Origin of the sequence: Streptomyces sp. NPDC006655 (assembly GCF_040703965.1) — a bacterium.
GTDB lineage: Bacteria > Actinomycetota > Actinomycetes > Streptomycetales > Streptomycetaceae > Streptomyces.
The window spans coordinates 12,776-27,748 of the sequence record NZ_JBEYJU010000048.1 but is presented as its reverse complement, the minus strand read 5'-3'; the positions used below and the strand labels follow the sequence as shown (position 1 = coordinate 27,748).

10 protein-coding genes are annotated in these 14,973 nt (G+C 72.6%); 1 reads left to right on the top strand and 9 read right to left on the bottom strand.

Going from position 1 to position 14,973, the window contains the following annotated elements; all coding sequences use genetic code 11:
- Positions 1–3: 3 nt before the first annotated feature.
- The 6 genes from AB0958_RS26045 to AB0958_RS26020 all read right to left on the bottom strand — a co-directional run bounded on the left by AB0958_RS26045 (position 4) and on the right by AB0958_RS26020 (position 8,247).
- Positions 4–2,313 (bottom strand): molybdopterin cofactor-binding domain-containing protein, encoded by a 2,310-nt coding sequence (locus AB0958_RS26045; protein ID WP_366892870.1) that lies wholly within the window; start codon positions 2,311–2,313, stop codon positions 4–6.
- Positions 2,310–4,043, bottom strand: coding sequence for a 2Fe-2S iron-sulfur cluster-binding protein (locus tag AB0958_RS26040; protein ID WP_366892869.1), 1,734 nt, complete (start codon positions 4,041–4,043; stop codon positions 2,310–2,312). The genes AB0958_RS26045 and AB0958_RS26040 overlap by 4 nt, the downstream gene beginning before the upstream one ends.
- Complete coding sequence (locus AB0958_RS26035; RefSeq protein ID WP_132890537.1) at positions 4,040–4,933, bottom strand: FAD binding domain-containing protein; 894 nt, start codon at positions 4,931–4,933, stop codon at positions 4,040–4,042. Before AB0958_RS26035 ends, AB0958_RS26040 begins: the two co-directional genes overlap by 4 nt.
- A gap of 261 nt (positions 4,934–5,194) precedes the next feature.
- Complete coding sequence (locus tag AB0958_RS26030; RefSeq protein ID WP_366892868.1) at positions 5,195–6,823, bottom strand: beta-N-acetylhexosaminidase; 1,629 nt, start codon at positions 6,821–6,823, stop codon at positions 5,195–5,197.
- Positions 6,824–7,366: 543 nt separating this feature from the next.
- Entirely contained in the window at positions 7,367–7,645 is a 279-nt protein-coding gene (locus AB0958_RS26025; RefSeq protein WP_132890535.1) for a DUF3039 domain-containing protein, read from the bottom strand.
- Positions 7,646–7,674: 29 nt separating this feature from the next.
- A complete protein-coding gene (locus AB0958_RS26020; protein ID WP_358983442.1) occupies positions 7,675–8,247 on the bottom strand; it encodes a YqgE/AlgH family protein in 573 nt (190 codons plus the stop codon).
- Positions 8,248–8,498: 251 nt separating this feature from the next.
- Here AB0958_RS26020 and murA point away from each other — a divergent pair, with 251 nt between their 5' ends.
- The gene (murA, locus tag AB0958_RS26015; protein ID WP_358983422.1) at positions 8,499–9,839 is read left to right on the top strand and encodes a UDP-N-acetylglucosamine 1-carboxyvinyltransferase; all 1,341 of its coding nucleotides are present in this window, start codon (positions 8,499–8,501) and stop codon (positions 9,837–9,839) included.
- Between the two features lie 534 nt (positions 9,840–10,373).
- On the opposite strand, the gene AB0958_RS26010 is transcribed toward murA, so the two are convergent.
- The 3 genes from AB0958_RS26010 to AB0958_RS26000 form a co-directional block, all read right to left on the bottom strand.
- The gene (locus AB0958_RS26010; protein ID WP_046733427.1) at positions 10,374–10,655 is read right to left on the bottom strand and encodes an HU family DNA-binding protein; all 282 of its coding nucleotides are present in this window, start codon (positions 10,653–10,655) and stop codon (positions 10,374–10,376) included.
- Positions 10,656–10,876: 221 nt separating this feature from the next.
- Positions 10,877–12,280: an NAD-dependent malic enzyme gene (locus AB0958_RS26005; protein ID WP_132890533.1), complete on the bottom strand. Its 1,404-nt coding sequence runs from the start codon at positions 12,278–12,280 to the stop codon at positions 10,877–10,879.
- 336 nt (positions 12,281–12,616) lie between these two features.
- Positions 12,617–14,932: a UvrD-helicase domain-containing protein gene (locus tag AB0958_RS26000; RefSeq protein ID WP_366892867.1), complete on the bottom strand. Its 2,316-nt coding sequence runs from the start codon at positions 14,930–14,932 to the stop codon at positions 12,617–12,619.
- Positions 14,933–14,973: the final 41 nt, after the last annotated feature.

The following is a 14,973-nucleotide window of genomic DNA, read 5'->3' as shown; positions in this document are numbered from 1 at the left end:
CGCTCACTGACCCGTGACCACCGCCGCCTGGGGACGGATCGGGAGGCGGTTGACCGGGCGGCCGGTCGCCGCGCGGACGGCGGAGGCGATGGCCGCGGGGGACGTGACCACCGGTACCGCGCTGACCGACTTGGCGCCGAAGGGGGCGACCACGTCCCGTTCCTCGACCAGCTTGACGATCCGGATGTCGGGCGCGTCCAGGGCGGTGGGGAGGGCGTAGCCGGTGAGGTCGGGGTGGCGGACGAGACCGCGCGGGGTGCGCAGGTTCTCCGTCAGGGCGATGCCCACGCCCTGCGTGACGCCGGCCTCGATGCGGGCGTTGAGCTGCGACGGGTTGAGGATCCGGCCGACGTCCTGGGCGACGGCCAGCTCCACGACCCGTACCGAGCCCAGCTCGATGTCCACGTCGACGACCGCGCGGATCGCGCAGAAGGCGAGGCCCACGAAGGCGTCGCCCTGGCCCTCGGCGTCCAGCGGCTCGGTGGGGTGCGGGCGGCACTGGGCGGTGGCCCACAGCTCCTTGCCGTCCAGCGCCTCGGTGACGGTGGTCGACAGGACGCCGTCGTAGGACGTGATCTTGCCGTCGGTGATCTGGAGCAGCTCGGTGGACATGCCGAACTTGTGGGCGAGGGGTTGCAGGAGCTGGGTGCGGACCATCTTCGCGGCGCGTTCCACCGCCCCGCCCGACACCCAGGTATGGCGGCCGCGGCAGCCGGGTCCCGCCGGGGGCTGGTCGGTGTCCACGGGTGCCACGTGGACCTCGTCGATCCCGAGTGTCTCCTGGACGATCTGCCGGGCCAGCGTGGTGAAGCCCTGCCCGGTCTCCACGGCCGCGCAGAGCACGGTCGCGATGCCGTCGTGGACCTTGACGGTGGCGGTGGAGACCTCGTCGGCGCCCTCGGCACCGAGCATGTGGACCATGCCGAGGCCGTAGCCGACGCCCCGGCGCACCGCGCCCGGTTCGCCGGCGCCCTCCGGGCCGCCGGGCAGCAGCCACTCGTCCTCGGGGGTGTCCTTGGGGAGCTGGGGCAGCGGGAAGTCCTGGACCGCCTGGAGGAGTTCGGCGACGGGGGCCGGGCAGGTGACCGTCTGGCCGATCGGCAGGACGTCACCGGTCGCGAGGGCGTTGCGCAGCCGGATCTCGGCCGGGTCCAGGCCGAGTTTCTTCGCCAGCTTGTCCATCTGCGCCTCGTAGGCGGCGCACACCTGCATGGCGCCCTCGCCGCGGACGTGACCGGAGGGCGGGTTGTTGGTGCGCACGGCCCAGCCCTCGATGAAGGCGTTCGGGACGACGTAGGGGCCGCAGGCGAAGGAGACGGCGGCGGCCAGCGACTCGGCGGAGGTGTCGGCGTAGGCGCCGGCGTCGAGCAGGATCTGCGCCTCGACCTTGACCAGTCTGCCCTCGGCGTCCGCGTGGTGGCGGTACCGCAGCAGGGTGGGGTGGCGGTGGGCGTGGCCGAGGAAGGACTCCTCGCGCGTGGCGGTGAGTTTGACCGGGCAGCCGGTCTTCAGGGCGAGCAGGCCGAGCGGCAGCTGGAAGCCCTGGTCCTCGCGGTCGGCGGTGGCGCCGGGCACACCGGTGACGACGATCTTCACCTGTTCGAGCGACAGGCCGTAGCAGGCGGCGGCCGTGTTGCGGTCGGTGTGCGGGTCGGTGGAGGCCAGGTACAGCTCGACCCCGCCGTCGGGGCGGGGCACGGCGAGTCCGGCCTCGGCGCCGATGGGGGCGGGGTCGGCGCGGCCGATGCGGTACTGGCCCTCGACGACGATCTCACCGGCCGCGTCGGGGTCTCCGTGGCGCAGCGGGATGTGCCGGATCAGGTTGCCGTCGGGGTGCAGGGGCTCGGCCTCGAAGGCGTGCTCGGGGTCGATGACGGGGTCGAGGACCTCGTACTCGACGATGACGGCGGCGGCGGCCATGCGGGCGGTGTCGGGGTGGTCGGCGGCGACGGCCGCGATGGGCTCGCCGTGGTGCCGTACGACCTCCGAGGCGAACACCGGGCGGTCCGGGGTGCCGCGGCCGTGGCGCGGGGTGCCGGGGACGTCCTCGTGGGTGATGACGGCCCGTACGCCGGGCATCTCGCGCGCGTGGCTGGTGTCGATCGACACGATGCGCGCGTGCGCGTGCGGGGAGCGCAGTACGGCCGCCCACAGCAGGCCCTCGGCCCACAGGTCGGCCGCGTACGGGAAGGTGCCCTCGGTCTTCGCGCGCGCGTCCGCGGGCGACAGCGACACGCCGAGGCCGTGCGGCGGCTCCGGTGCGGGGGCGGGGGCCTCCGCGGCGGCGCTCGTGGTGACGGTCTCGTTGGTCACGCCTGGCCTCCGTCCGGGCCGTAGGGCTGGTCGTCGTAGCTCTGGCTCTGCTCGTCCGGCGACGGGTCGCCGCCGAACGTCTGGTGACCGCCGAACGACTGGTCACCGCCGAACGACTGGTCACCGCCGAAGGACTGATTGCCTCCGAAGGACTGGTCACCGGCGAACGACTGGTTGCCGCCGAACGACTGGTCACCGCCGAACGACTGGTCACCGCCGAAGGACTGGTTGCCTCCGAACGTCTGGTCACCGGCGAACGACTGGTTGCCGCCGAACGACTGGTCGTACGCCTGCTCGTGCGGGACCCGGATGCCCGCGCCGAACGTGCCCGGGGAGTCGAACGCCGACGCGTGCACGCCACCGCCGCCCGGCCCCGCCTGATGGGGAATACGGGCCGCGTCGCCGTCCGTCTCAGCGTCGGCGGCGGCATGTGCCTCGCGTTCGGCGACGACGTCCTGGACGGCGTCCAGGACGCCCCGGTAGCCGGAGCAGCGGCAGAGGTTGCCGCACAGGGCCTGGCGGGCCTCCAGCTCGGTCGGGGCCGGGTTGCCCTCCAGCAGGTCGTGCACGGTCATGGCCATGCCGGGGACGCAGAAGCCGCACTGGACCGCTCCGCAGCGGGCCAGGGCGCGTTGCACGTCGGACGGCCGGCCGTCCTGGGCGAGCCCCTCCACTGTGCGGACCTCGCTGCCGGCGGCGGTCACCGCCGGGACCAGGCAGGAGGCCACGAGCCGGCCGTCCACCTGGACGTTGCAGGCGCCGCACTCGCCCTGGGAGCAGCCGTCCTTGGCGCCGGCGAGACCCAGGCGTTCCCTCAGGACGTAGAGCAGGGACTCGCCGATCCACGCTTCGGTGACGGGGCGGTCGGTGCCGTTGACCCGCAGGACGTAGGAGGCGAGAGGGTGGTCGTCGACCGCCTCGGCCGCGTCCTCGGCGCGTTGTATCCCCTCCGCGTCGCCCGGGTGGCCTTCGTCGGGCGCGGGCGGCTCCTGCGGGGGCGCCTCGGCGTCGGCGGCCCGCGGCGGCTCGGGAGCACCGTGACCGTCGTCGGCCGCCGGGACCGGGCCCGTCCCGGAGGGCTCACCCGCGTCGTCCGCCGGGGCGCCGTCGCCCGCAGACGGGCCGTCAGCGGGTTCGGGGGCGGGGTCCGCGGCTGGAGTGGGGGTGTGCTGCGGCGGGGCGTCCACGGGGGCTTCCGAGGGCTCCGCGGGGTGCTCCCAGGCCGGGCTCTCCGTCGCCCAGGGCGCGGCGGCTCCGCCGGGCAGGGTCGCCGGGGGTGTGCCGCCCCACTGCTCCATGAGGGCGGATGTGGTGAACTCGCCGGATTCGTCCGGAACGTCACCACGTGCGACCGGAATCGACCACTGGCCGGTCACGTCGTGACCGGGAGCGGGCGGCGGCTCCTCGTACGTCCACTGCTGCGTCGACGCGGGGTTGTACGTGAACCGGTCGCCCGGGCGCTGCTCCTGGGAGGCCGCCTCGGGGTCGGGCCACCGGGCGCCGTCGGCCGGCGCGCCCCAGGTCTCGGGGCCGGGAGCCACCGTTATCTGCGGTGGCACGTAGCCGTGCCCGGGTGCGGCCAGCGGGCTGTCACCGGACAGCAGGGCGTCGATGCCGCCCTCGGGGAGCTTCACGAAGGCGGTGGCACCGTCGTCGTAGTCGCCCTGGGGCAGCGGATCCCACCGGCCGCCGCCGGAGGGCGCGCCCTCCGCGTGCTGCTCGTCGGTCATGACAGCGCCCTCCCCAGTGCTCGTCGGGCCAGCGCGGCGACGGTGCGCCGCAGGTGCAGTACGGCGGGCGGAAGCGCCGGCACCGAGCCGTCGGGCTCGGGGGCCGGGTCCGGGATGCAGGCGGCGGCCACGTACTCGCCGAACGCGCTCAACGCCTCCGGGACGAGCGCGCGGTCGTTGTCCCAGTCGATCAGCCTGGCCACCCACTGCTCGGCCTCCAGGGGCCTGAGCGGCATCGGCGCTATGGCCCCGACCGCGCATCTGACGCCGCGCCGCGCCGGATCGAGGACGAGCGCCACGGAGGCCACCGAGCGGCCGGGACCGGTACGCCCGGTCGCCTTCAGGAAGACCTGCGGGGCGTGCAGCAGCGGCACCCGCACGAAGCCGATCAGCTCGCCGGCGCGGAGCATCTCCACCCCGGCCAGCAGGTGCGACACCGGGATCTCGCGTCGGGACCCGCCGGGACCCGCGATGATCAGCGTCGCCTCCAGGGCGGCGAGGACCGGCAGCGCGTCGCCCGTCGGCGCGGCCGTGGCGATGTTGCCGCCCAGGGTGCCCGCGTTGCGGATGTGCGGCGGACCGGCGGCCCGCGCGGCGGCGGCGAGCGCCGGGATCAGGGCGGCGAAGTCGGGGCGGCCCATGCGCGCGTGGGTGAGGCCGGCGCCGAGCAGTGCGTTGCCGTCCTGGTACTGCCAGCCGCGGATCTCGCTGATCCGGCCGAGACCGACCAGCGCGGCGGGCCTGAGCTGCCCGGAGTTGACGGCGGCCATCAGGTCGGTGCCGCCGGCCACGGGGACCGCCGCGGGCATGGCGGTGAGGGCCGACACGGCCTCGTTCAGCGTCGTGGGCAGCGTGACGGACTGCCCCGCCTGCGGTGCGTGCGTGGTCAAAACCGGCTGCCCCTTCCCGCTGCCCCACCTGGTCCCACCTGTGTGGCCGTACGGTACGTGCTCACAGGGCGGACGTGGCAACTCTGGCACATCTTCGCAAGCCTCGAACGCACGGGTCCGCTAGGAGGCATTCGCCCACCTCACCGGCGACATGTTCCGTTTTCGTACGCCATCGGCGGCGAGTTCCGATTGACACTCTTCGGTGACCCTCGGGGGCTTTTTCCCTTACGCGTTCCGGACCGGCGGGTGACGCGAAGCGGGCTACCGGTTCGGGGGCGGGCCGTCGATCGGGCGGCCGGGCACCCCGGGGCGCCGTTGCCAGGGCAGCGGGCCGCCCGGCGGCCGGTAGCCGACCCCCAGGGCGTCGAGCCGCCGGTAATGGGCCGCCATCCGGCGCTCGAAGCCGGCGAAGTCCCGTTCCCGGGGGGCCGGAAGAGCGCTCCAGGCCACCTCGGCGAAGGCCGCGAGCCGGGGGAAGGCCTGGTAGTCCACGCGCGCGTGGTCCTCCATGACCTCCGTCCAGAGGTTGGCCTGGGTCCCGAGGATCCGGCGCGCCTGCGATGCGTCGAGCTCCGGTGGAACGGGCTCGAACCGGTACACGTCCTCCAGGGTGCGCACATAGCCGATCGGTACGGGCTCGTCCGCGCCGTCCGCCTGCCGGTGGTCCAGGTACACGTGCTGCTCGGGGCACATGACGACGTCGTGCCCGGCCCGCGCGGCCGCGATCCCGCCGCCGTAACCACGCCACGACGACACGGCCGCGCCCTCGGCGACACCGCCTTCCAGGATCTCGTCCCAGCCGATCAGCCTGCGGCCCCGCGCGGAGAGCCACGTCGCGAAGTGGCCGACGAACCACGCCTGCAACGCGTCCTCGTCGGCGAGCCCGAGCTCCCGGATGCGCGCCTGCGCGGCCGGTGACGCCCGCCACTGGTCCTTCGGGCATTCGTCGCCGCCGATGTGGACGAACTGCGAAGGGAACAGTTCCAGCACTTCCTCGAACACCCCCTCGTAGAAGCGCAGGGTGTCGTCCGTGGGGGCGAGTACGTTCGGAGAGATCCCCCAGGTGTCCCAGACGGTCAGGGAGGTGGTGTCGATGACGTCGGTGTTGCCGAGTTCCGGATACGCGGTGATGGCGGCCTGCGAGTGGCCGGGTACGTCGATTTCGGGGACCACCGTGATATGCCGCTCGGCCGCGTAGGCGACGATCTCCCGGATGTCGTCCTGGGTGTAGTGGCCGCCGTGCGGCTTCTCCTCCCACAGCGGTGACGCGCGGTGGCCGAATTTCGTGCGGGGCCGCCAGGAGCCGACCTCGGTGAGCCGGGGGTACCGCTCGATCCGGAGGCGCCAGCCCTGGTCGTCCGTCAGATGGAAGTGGAAGACGTTGAGTTTGTGCGCCGCCATCAGATCCAGATAGCGCAGGACGCCTTCCTTCGGCATGAAGTGCCGGGCCACGTCGAGCAGCAGGCCGCGCCACCGGAAGCGCGGGGCGTCCTCGATCCGGCACAGCGGCAGCCGCCGGGAACCGCCGGGCAGCGGGGCGCGCCGGAAGGCGTCGGGGCCGAGCAGCTGACGCAGCGTCTGGGCGCCCCAGAAGAGCCCGGCCGGGCCGCCGCCCGCCAGATCGACGCCGGTGGGCGTGACCGCGAGGCGGTAACCCTCCACGCCGAGGTCCGCGGTGACCGCCGGGTCGACGGACAGCCGTACGACGTTGTCGTCCGCGCGCGCACCGGGCGGCAGCGGCAGGCCGGTGGCCGCCCCCAGGGTGTTGCGCAGCCAGCGTTCCGTGGGCGCGGCGCCCTCGCCCGCCGACAGTCCGGTCCGCGTGTCCAGTTCGAAGAAACCGTCCCCGTGGACAACCGCGTCACGGGGCTCGGGAATCACGTCCACCATGTCAGTCCTTAACCGCACGGCTCGGTCCCGGGACCGGCCGTCGCTGTACGAGTACGAAGAACTCCGGCACCGGAATCGCCCTCCGGAATCGCCGTCACGGGGCGACCGGGAAAAGGGTCCCCGGGAGAAAGCGCGTACCCCTTCCCACGGGTCACCGGAAACATGATCAGGAAGCGGTCCGGAAGCGGAACCGGAATCGCGGTACGGCGCTCGCCGCGAATAGGGCGAGGGGCGCCGAGCCGATCACCGCACCGCCCGCCGCACCGCCGGGCCGTCGACGCGGCGGCGGCCGAATTCCCGCCGCCCGAACCCCCGACCGCCGTACGACCCGCGCACAAGATTCACCACGGCCACAGCTCCTCCCCCCTGCACGCGACGGACATCGTTGCAGCATGTGCAATAGCCGTTTCGCTCCGCACAACACCACAACGGAGGGTAGGGACAACACGAACACCTCGGCAAGAGGTCTGGACCACGGCAAAGGCCCCGACGCACGCCGGAGCGCGCTCGGGGCCTCAGAGAGCCGAGCTGGAAGGCGGGGGGCTACTTGTCCTTGCCCTCGTTGTCGCCGCCGCCGCTCATGGACTCGTAGATCTCCTTGCACATGGGGCACACGGGGTACTTCTTCGGGTCGCGGCCGGGCACCCACACCTTGCCGCACAGCGCCACGACGGGCGTGCCGTCGAGCGCGCTCGCCATGATCTTGTCCTTCTGGACGTAGTGGGCGAAGCGCTCGTGGTCGCCGTCGCCGTGGGACACCTGCGGCGTCGGCTCTACGAGGGTCCCCGTACCAGTCCCGCGCTCGGGCTCAAGAGTGCTCATGCCGCCAAGGGTACCGAGGCGCGCGTGAATCAGTTGAGCGACGGGTCGTCGGGGTACGTGGCCACCATCGCGAGCTCGTTGCGCTGGCGGCGCAGGACCTCGCGCCAGAGTCTCTCGGGGGACGGGGAGGAGACGTCGCCGGGTTCGGACTCGACGACGTACCAGGCGCCCTCCACCAGTTCGTCCTCCAGCTGGCCGGGGCCCCATCCGGCGTACCCGGCGAAGATCCGCAGGGAGCCGAGGGCCGAGGCGAGCAGTTCCGGCGGTGCCTCCAGGTCGACCAGTCCGATCGCGCCGTGCACCCGGCGCCAGCCGAGCGGGGCCCGGTCGCCGTTCCCGCCGCCCGGGATGACCGCGACGCCGAGCGCGGAGTCCAGCGACACCGGGCCGCCCTGGAAGACGACCCCGGGCTCGCCGGCGAGGGAGGCCCAGCCCTCCAGGATGTCCCCGACGCCCACCGGGGTGGGCCGGTTGAGGACGACACCGAGGGAGCCCTCCTCGTCGTGGTCGAGAAGGAGCACCACCGCGCGGTCGAAGTTCGGGTCCGCCAGGGCGGGCGTGGCCACGAGCAGCCGCCCTGTGAGCGAGGACACCTCGGTCATGCCAGACATGATCCCGCATCTTCCCGCCCGGTGGGGAGCCAATCAGGGTGTGGGAGTGAATGCAGCTCAGGGAGGACGGAAGCGTCCCCGGCGCACGGTGACAGCCGGTGACCCCTCGTGCCCGAAGAGGAACGGTTCGTGTTGTGACACAGCTATGACGCAGCTGCGCGGCACTTGGGCTTACGGCAGGGGGCCGATGGGCGATTACTCTGTCTCTCCAGCCCTGCCCAACTCCACGGAACGCGAGATTCATGACCGTCAACGACGATGTCCTGCTTGTCCACGGCGGCACCCCGCTGGAGGGCGAGATCCGGGTCCGCGGTGCGAAGAACCTCGTACCGAAGGCCATGGTCGCCGCGCTGCTGGGCAGTGCGCCGAGTCGGCTGCGCAACGTTCCGGACATCCGTGACGTGCGGGTCGTACGCGGCCTGCTGCAACTGCACGGGGTGACGGTACGGCCGGGTGAGGAGCCCGGTGAACTGGTGCTGGACCCGACGTACGTGGAGAGCGCGAACGTCGCCGACATCGATGCCCACGCGGGGTCCAGCCGGATCCCGATCCTGTTCTGCGGTCCGCTGCTGCACCGGCTCGGGCACGCGTTCATCCCCGGGCTCGGCGGCTGCGACATCGGCGGCCGGCCGATCGACTTCCACTTCGACGTGCTGCGGCAGTTCGGCGCGACCATCGAGAAGCGTGCGGACGGGCAGTACCTGGAGGCGCCGAAGGGGCTGCGCGGTACGAAGATCCAGCTGCCGTACCCGTCCGTCGGCGCGACCGAGCAGGTGCTGCTGACGGCCGTACTCGCCGAGGGCGTCACGGAGTTGTCGAACGCGGCCGTCGAGCCGGAGATCGAGGACCTCATCTGCGTGCTGCAGAAGATGGGCGCGATCATCGCGATCGACACCGACCGCACGATCCGCATCACCGGTGTGGACCAGCTCGGCGGCTACACCCACCGCGCCCTGTCGGACCGTCTGGAGGCGGCGTCCTGGGCGTCGGCGGCGCTGGCGACCGAGGGCAACATCTACGTCCGGGGCGCCCAGCAGCGCTCGATGATGACGTTCCTGAACACCTACCGGAAGGTGGGCGGTGCCTTCGAGATCGACGACGAGGGCATCCGCTTCTGGCACCCCGGCGGCCAGCTGAAGTCCATCGCGCTGGAGACGGACGTGCACCCCGGCTTCCAGACCGACTGGCAGCAGCCGCTCGTGGTCGCCCTGACCCAGGCGACGGGCCTGTCCATCGTCCACGAGACGGTGTACGAGTCCCGCCTCGGCTTCACCTCCGCGCTGAACCAGATGGGCGCGCACATCCAGCTCTACCGCGAGTGCCTCGGCGGTTCGGCCTGCCGCTTCGGCCAGCGCAACTTCCTGCACTCCGCGGTCGTCTCGGGACCGACCCGGCTCCAGGGCGCCGACCTGGTCATCCCCGACCTGCGCGGCGGCTTCTCCTACCTCATCGCGGCCCTCGCGGCCCAGGGCACCTCCCGCGTCCACGGCATCGACCTCATCAACCGCGGCTACGAGAACTTCATGGAGAAGCTCGTGGAACTGGGCGCCAAGGTGGAACTCCCGGGCAAGGCCCTCGGCTGACCACCGCGCCCGCCCCACCCCGGCCCGGGAAGCACCCTCCGGCCGGGGGCGGGCTGCCCCCGGGCGGACACGGCACGGACAAGCTCGTGGAACCGGCCGCGAAGGCAGAACCATCCGGCCCTCACGGCTGACATCCGCCCCGGCCCCCGGAAACGCCCTCGGGCGGGGTGGGGGCCGCCCGGGAGACCGGGCGCGAAGGCAGAACTGCCGGGCTAGGCCCTGGCCGACCACCGCCCCACCCCGGCCCGGAACAGCACCCTCCGGCCGGAACCACACCCTCCGGCCGGGAGCCCGAGGGCCAGCCTCCCGGCACCCCCCGGCTGACCGCCGCCCCGACCGGGCCCGGGCCCGGTGAGCGCCCTCTCGGGGGCCTCGGTGGGGTCGCCGATGCGGCAGGTGCCGCGGGCCGGCGCAGCCCCCGCTCGGGCGGCGGTTCCGGTGCCGGTACGACGATGGGGCGGCCCCTTGGTGGAGGGGCCGCCCCATCGTCGTGTCACGCGCCGTATGCCGTCCCGTGGCTTACGGACGGCAAGGTCACTTGCCCTTCGCGGCTTCCTTCAGCTTCGAGCCCGCGGAGACCTTCACGCTGTAGCCCGCGGGAATGTTGATCGGCTCGCCGGTCTGCGGGTTGCGCGCGGTACGAGCGGCACGGTGGGTGCGCTCGAAGGTCAGGAAGCCGGGGATGGTGACCTTCTCGTCGCCCTTGGAGACGATGTCGCCGACGACGTCGGCGAACGCGGCCAGCACGGCGTCGGCGTCCTTGCGAGTCACCTCGGCACGGTCGGCCAGCGCGGCCACCAGCTCACTGCGGTTCATGTTGTTACTCCCGTGTTCTTCTTGCCATTGAGGCGTGCCACGCGGCGAAGCCGCATGTTGGGCCGGGACGCATCCTGCCCCCACCTGCGGCGGGAACGCCAATCCGGGCGCCGCGCCTACCCTACGGCTGGGCCGAAGGGGGGGTTTCACGACGCGCCGGTTCTGGAGCGTGGCAAGTTTCACAGCCGTCTGCCCCGGGGGCCACACCCCCGACGCGGGGCTCAGGCGCCCTTCGCCGCTTCCCGGACCGCCCCCGCCACCGCCCCCGCGACCTTCTCGTTGAAGACGCTGGGGATGATGTAGTTCGGGTTCAGTTCGTCCTCGGTGACCACGTCGGCGAGAGCCTTCGCGGCCGCGAGCATCATGTCCGTGTTCACCGTACGGGACTGCGCGTCCAGCAGGCCACGGAAGACACCCGGGAAGACCAGCACGTTGTTGATCTGGTTCGGGAAGTCGGAGCGGCCGGTGGCCACCACGGCGGCCGTCTGGCGGGCGATCGCCGGGTCGACCTCGGGGTCAGGATTCGCGAGTGCGAACACGATCGCGCCGTCGGCCATGGCGGCGACGTCCGCGCCGTCGAGGACGTTCGGGGCGGAGACGCCGATGAAGACGTCCGCGCCGCGCACGGCCTCCTTGAGGGAGCCGGTGAGGGCCTCGGGGTTGGTGTTGTCGGCGATCCAGCGCAGCGGCGAGTCGGCGGGCGCGTCCACGAGGTCCTCGCGGGCGGAGTGCACGACACCGCGGATGTCGGCGACGACGGCGTTCTTCACGCCGGCCGCGATCAGCAGCTTGAGGATGGCCGTTCCGGCCGCGCCGGCGCCGGACATGACGACCCGGATGTTCTCGATCGCCTTGCCGGTGCAGCGCAGCGCGTTCGTGAGGGCGGCGAGCACGACGATCGCGGTGCCGTGCTGGTCGTCGTGGAAGACGGGGATGTCGAGGGCCTCGCGCAGGCGCGCCTCGATCTCGAAGCAGCGGGGGGCGGAGATGTCCTCCAGGTTGATGCCCGCGAAGCCCGGCGCGATGGCCTTGACGATCTCGACGATCGCGTCGGTGTCCTGGGTGTCGAGGCACAGCGGCCAGGCGTCGATGCCCGCGAACCGCTTGAAGAGGGCCGCCTTGCCCTCCATGACGGGCAGCGCGGCCTTGGGGCCGATGTTGCCGAGGCCGAGGACCGCGGAGCCGTCCGTCACGACCGCAACGGAGTTGCGCTTGATGGTGAGGCGGCGCGCGTCCTCGGGGTTCTCCGCGATCGCCATGCACACGCGGGCCACGCCCGGGGTGTAGATCATGGAGAGGTCGTCACGGTTGCGGATGGGATGCTTCGACGCCATCTCGATCTTGCCGCCGAGGTGCATCAGGAACGTACGGTCGGAGACCTTGCCGAGGGTGACGCCCTCGATGCCGCGCAGCTGCTGGACGATCTGGTCGGCGTGGGCGGTCGAGCTGGCCGCGATGGTGACGTCGATACGGAGCTTCTCGTGGCCGGACGCGGTGACGTCGAGGCCGGTGACCGAGCCTCCGGAGGACTCCACGGCGGTGGTGAGCTGCGAGACGGCCGTTCCGCTCGCGGGCACCTCCAACCGGATGGTCATCGAGTAGGAGACGCTGGGCGCCGTTGCCATGGCCGACTTCCTTCGTTTCACCGTGTCGCTGGTTTTGCCGTCCGATCGTCGCACCTACCGCCGGGTAGGCGTTAGCCGGGCTTGATTGAGTACCTATTGTTCGCACGGAAAAGAGGCCCACGTCACACCTGACGTGGGCCTCTCCGACGTTCATGACACCGACCCGCCATGCTCGCCTCGCGGCAAGTGGTCGCTCGCAGCGACGAAGGTTGGGCCCGGGGGCTTGGATCGGGCCGGTGTCACGACAAGGCTAACAAACAGATCCCGTCTGGCCATTCCCGTCCGCCGACTTCACAGGAAACCTCCAGCCGAACGGCCCCCGGACCGCTCCCGGCCTCAGTCCCTGAGCAGGTCGGGCACTCCCGCCGCGTCCGGTTCGTCCCGCTCCGCGGAGACCACCGTCAGCTGCTGGGTCGCCCGGGTGAGCGCCACGTACAGCACGCGCAGCCCGGCCGGGGACTCGTCGGCGATCTCCGCGGGCGACACCACGACCGTCGCGTCGTACTCCAGGCCCTTGGCCTCCAGGCTGCCCAGGGCCACCACCCGGTCGCCGAGTCCGGCCAGCCAGCGGGCGGCCTCGGCGCGCCGGTCCATGGCGACGACCACGCCGACCGTGCCGTCCACCAGGCCGAGCAGCCGCTCCGCCTCGGCGCGCACCGTCTTCTCCAGGGAGTCGCGCACCACCGTGAAGCGGGGTTCGACGCCGGTGGAGCGGACGGCCGAGGGGGACTTCGCGCCGGGCATGGCGAGGGCCAGCACCTTGGCGGCCAGCTCGGCGATCTCCGCCGGGTTGCGGTAGTTCACGGTGAGCTCGAAGCGGCGGCGCGGGCGGCTGCCGAGGGCCTCGTCGCGGGCCTCGGCGGCCTCGTCGGGGTCGGACCAGGAGGACTGGGCCGGGTCGCCGACGACCGTCCAGGTGGCGTGCCGGCCCCTGCGGCCGACCATCCGCCACTGCATCGGGGTGAGGTCCTGGGCCTCGTCGACGATGACATGGGCGTACTCGACGCGCTCCTGGGCGAGCCGCTCGGCGCGCTCGCGCTGGGACTCCTCACGCACCGGCATCAGCTCCTCCAGGCCGGTGAGCTGGTCCAGCGGGTCCGCCTCGCGCCTGCGCCTCGGGCGGGCCGGGGCGCCGAGGATCGCCTGGAGCTCGTCGAGCATGGCGATGTCGTGGACCGTGTGGCCGTCCCGCTTCAGGGAGCGGGCCACCCGGCGGACCTCACCGGGGTTGAGGATGCGGCGGGCCCAGCGGCCGAGGCGTCTCTCGTCGGCCATGGCCGTGAGCACGGTCCGCGGGGTCAGCTCGGGCCACCAGGCGTCGAGGAACTCGATGAACGGGTCCTCGGTGAGGATGTCCTCGTCGAAGGAGGAGCGCAGTTCGGCGGCGAGTTCCGGGTCGGTGTGCCGGCCGGCCGCGCCCGAGCGGGCCCACAGGGCGTCGAGGAGCAGCTTGCGGGCGCGCGGGCGGAGCAGGTTGACCGGGGCCGTGCCGCCCAGCGCGTTCTGCCGGATGCGGTCGAGGTCCTCGGCCTCCAGTTCCAGGCGGCGGCCGAAGGCGACCACCCGGAGCCGGGTCGGCGAGTCGGTCAGCTCCAGGGCGCCGCGGGCGGCCTTGCGCAGCACCCGGAGCATCCGCGAGGAGCCCTTGGCGCGGGCGGTGGCCGGGGTGTCGTAGAGGGTGGCCTCCGCGCCGTCGACCAGGGAGCCGATGGCGCGGATGGCGACCTGGCCCTCCTCGCCGAGGGAGGGCAGGACGCCTTCGGTGTACGCCACCAGGAGCGGGGTCGGGGAGACGATCAGGATGCCGCCCGCGTAGCGGCGCCGGTCCTGGTAGAGCAGGTAGGCGGCGCGGTGCAGGGCGACGGCGGTCTTGCCGGTGCCCGGACCGCCCTCGACGTAGGTGACGGAGGCGGCGGGGGCGCGGATGACCAGGTCCTGCTCGGCCTGGATGGAGGCGACGATGTCCCGCATGGTGTGGCTGCGGGCCTGGCCGAGGGCGGCCATCAGGGCGCCGTCGCCGATCACGGGCAGCGTGTCGCCGTCCAGGAACGCGGTGAGCTCGGGGCGCATCAGGTCGTCCTCGACACCGAGGACGCGACGGCCCTTGGAGCGGATGACCCGGCGTCGTACGACACGCCCGGGATCCACCGGAGTGGACCTGTAGAAGGGGGCCGCGGCCGGCGCCCGCCAGTCGATGACCAGGGGCGCGTAGTCCTGGTCGAGGACGCCGATGCGGCCGATGTGCAGGGTCTCGGCGATGTCGGCGGTGTTGTCGGCGCGGACCGCGCCCTGCGCCGGCTCCACGGCGGTGTAGGCGCCGTCGGGGCCCTTCTTGCCGTCCTTGCCGAGGAGCAGGTCGATCCGGCCGAAGAGGAAGTCCTCGAACTCGTTGTTGAGCCGGTTGAGGTGGACGCCGGCCCGGAAGACCTGCGCGTCCCGCTCGGCGAGCGCACCGGGGGTGCCTACCTGACCGCGCTGGGCCGCGTCGTTCATCAGGAACTCCGCCTCGTGGATCTTCTCCTCGAGGCGCCTGTACACCCGGTCGAGGTGTGCTTGTTCGACGCTGATCTCACGGTCCCGAACCGAGTCCTCTGTGGAGTCGGGTGCGGAGCCGTGCGAGCCGACCGCGGATTGCTGAGCCTGAGCGGCCACCGGGCCCCCTTCTGACGTGCTGGGCAGCCGTCAACCGTACG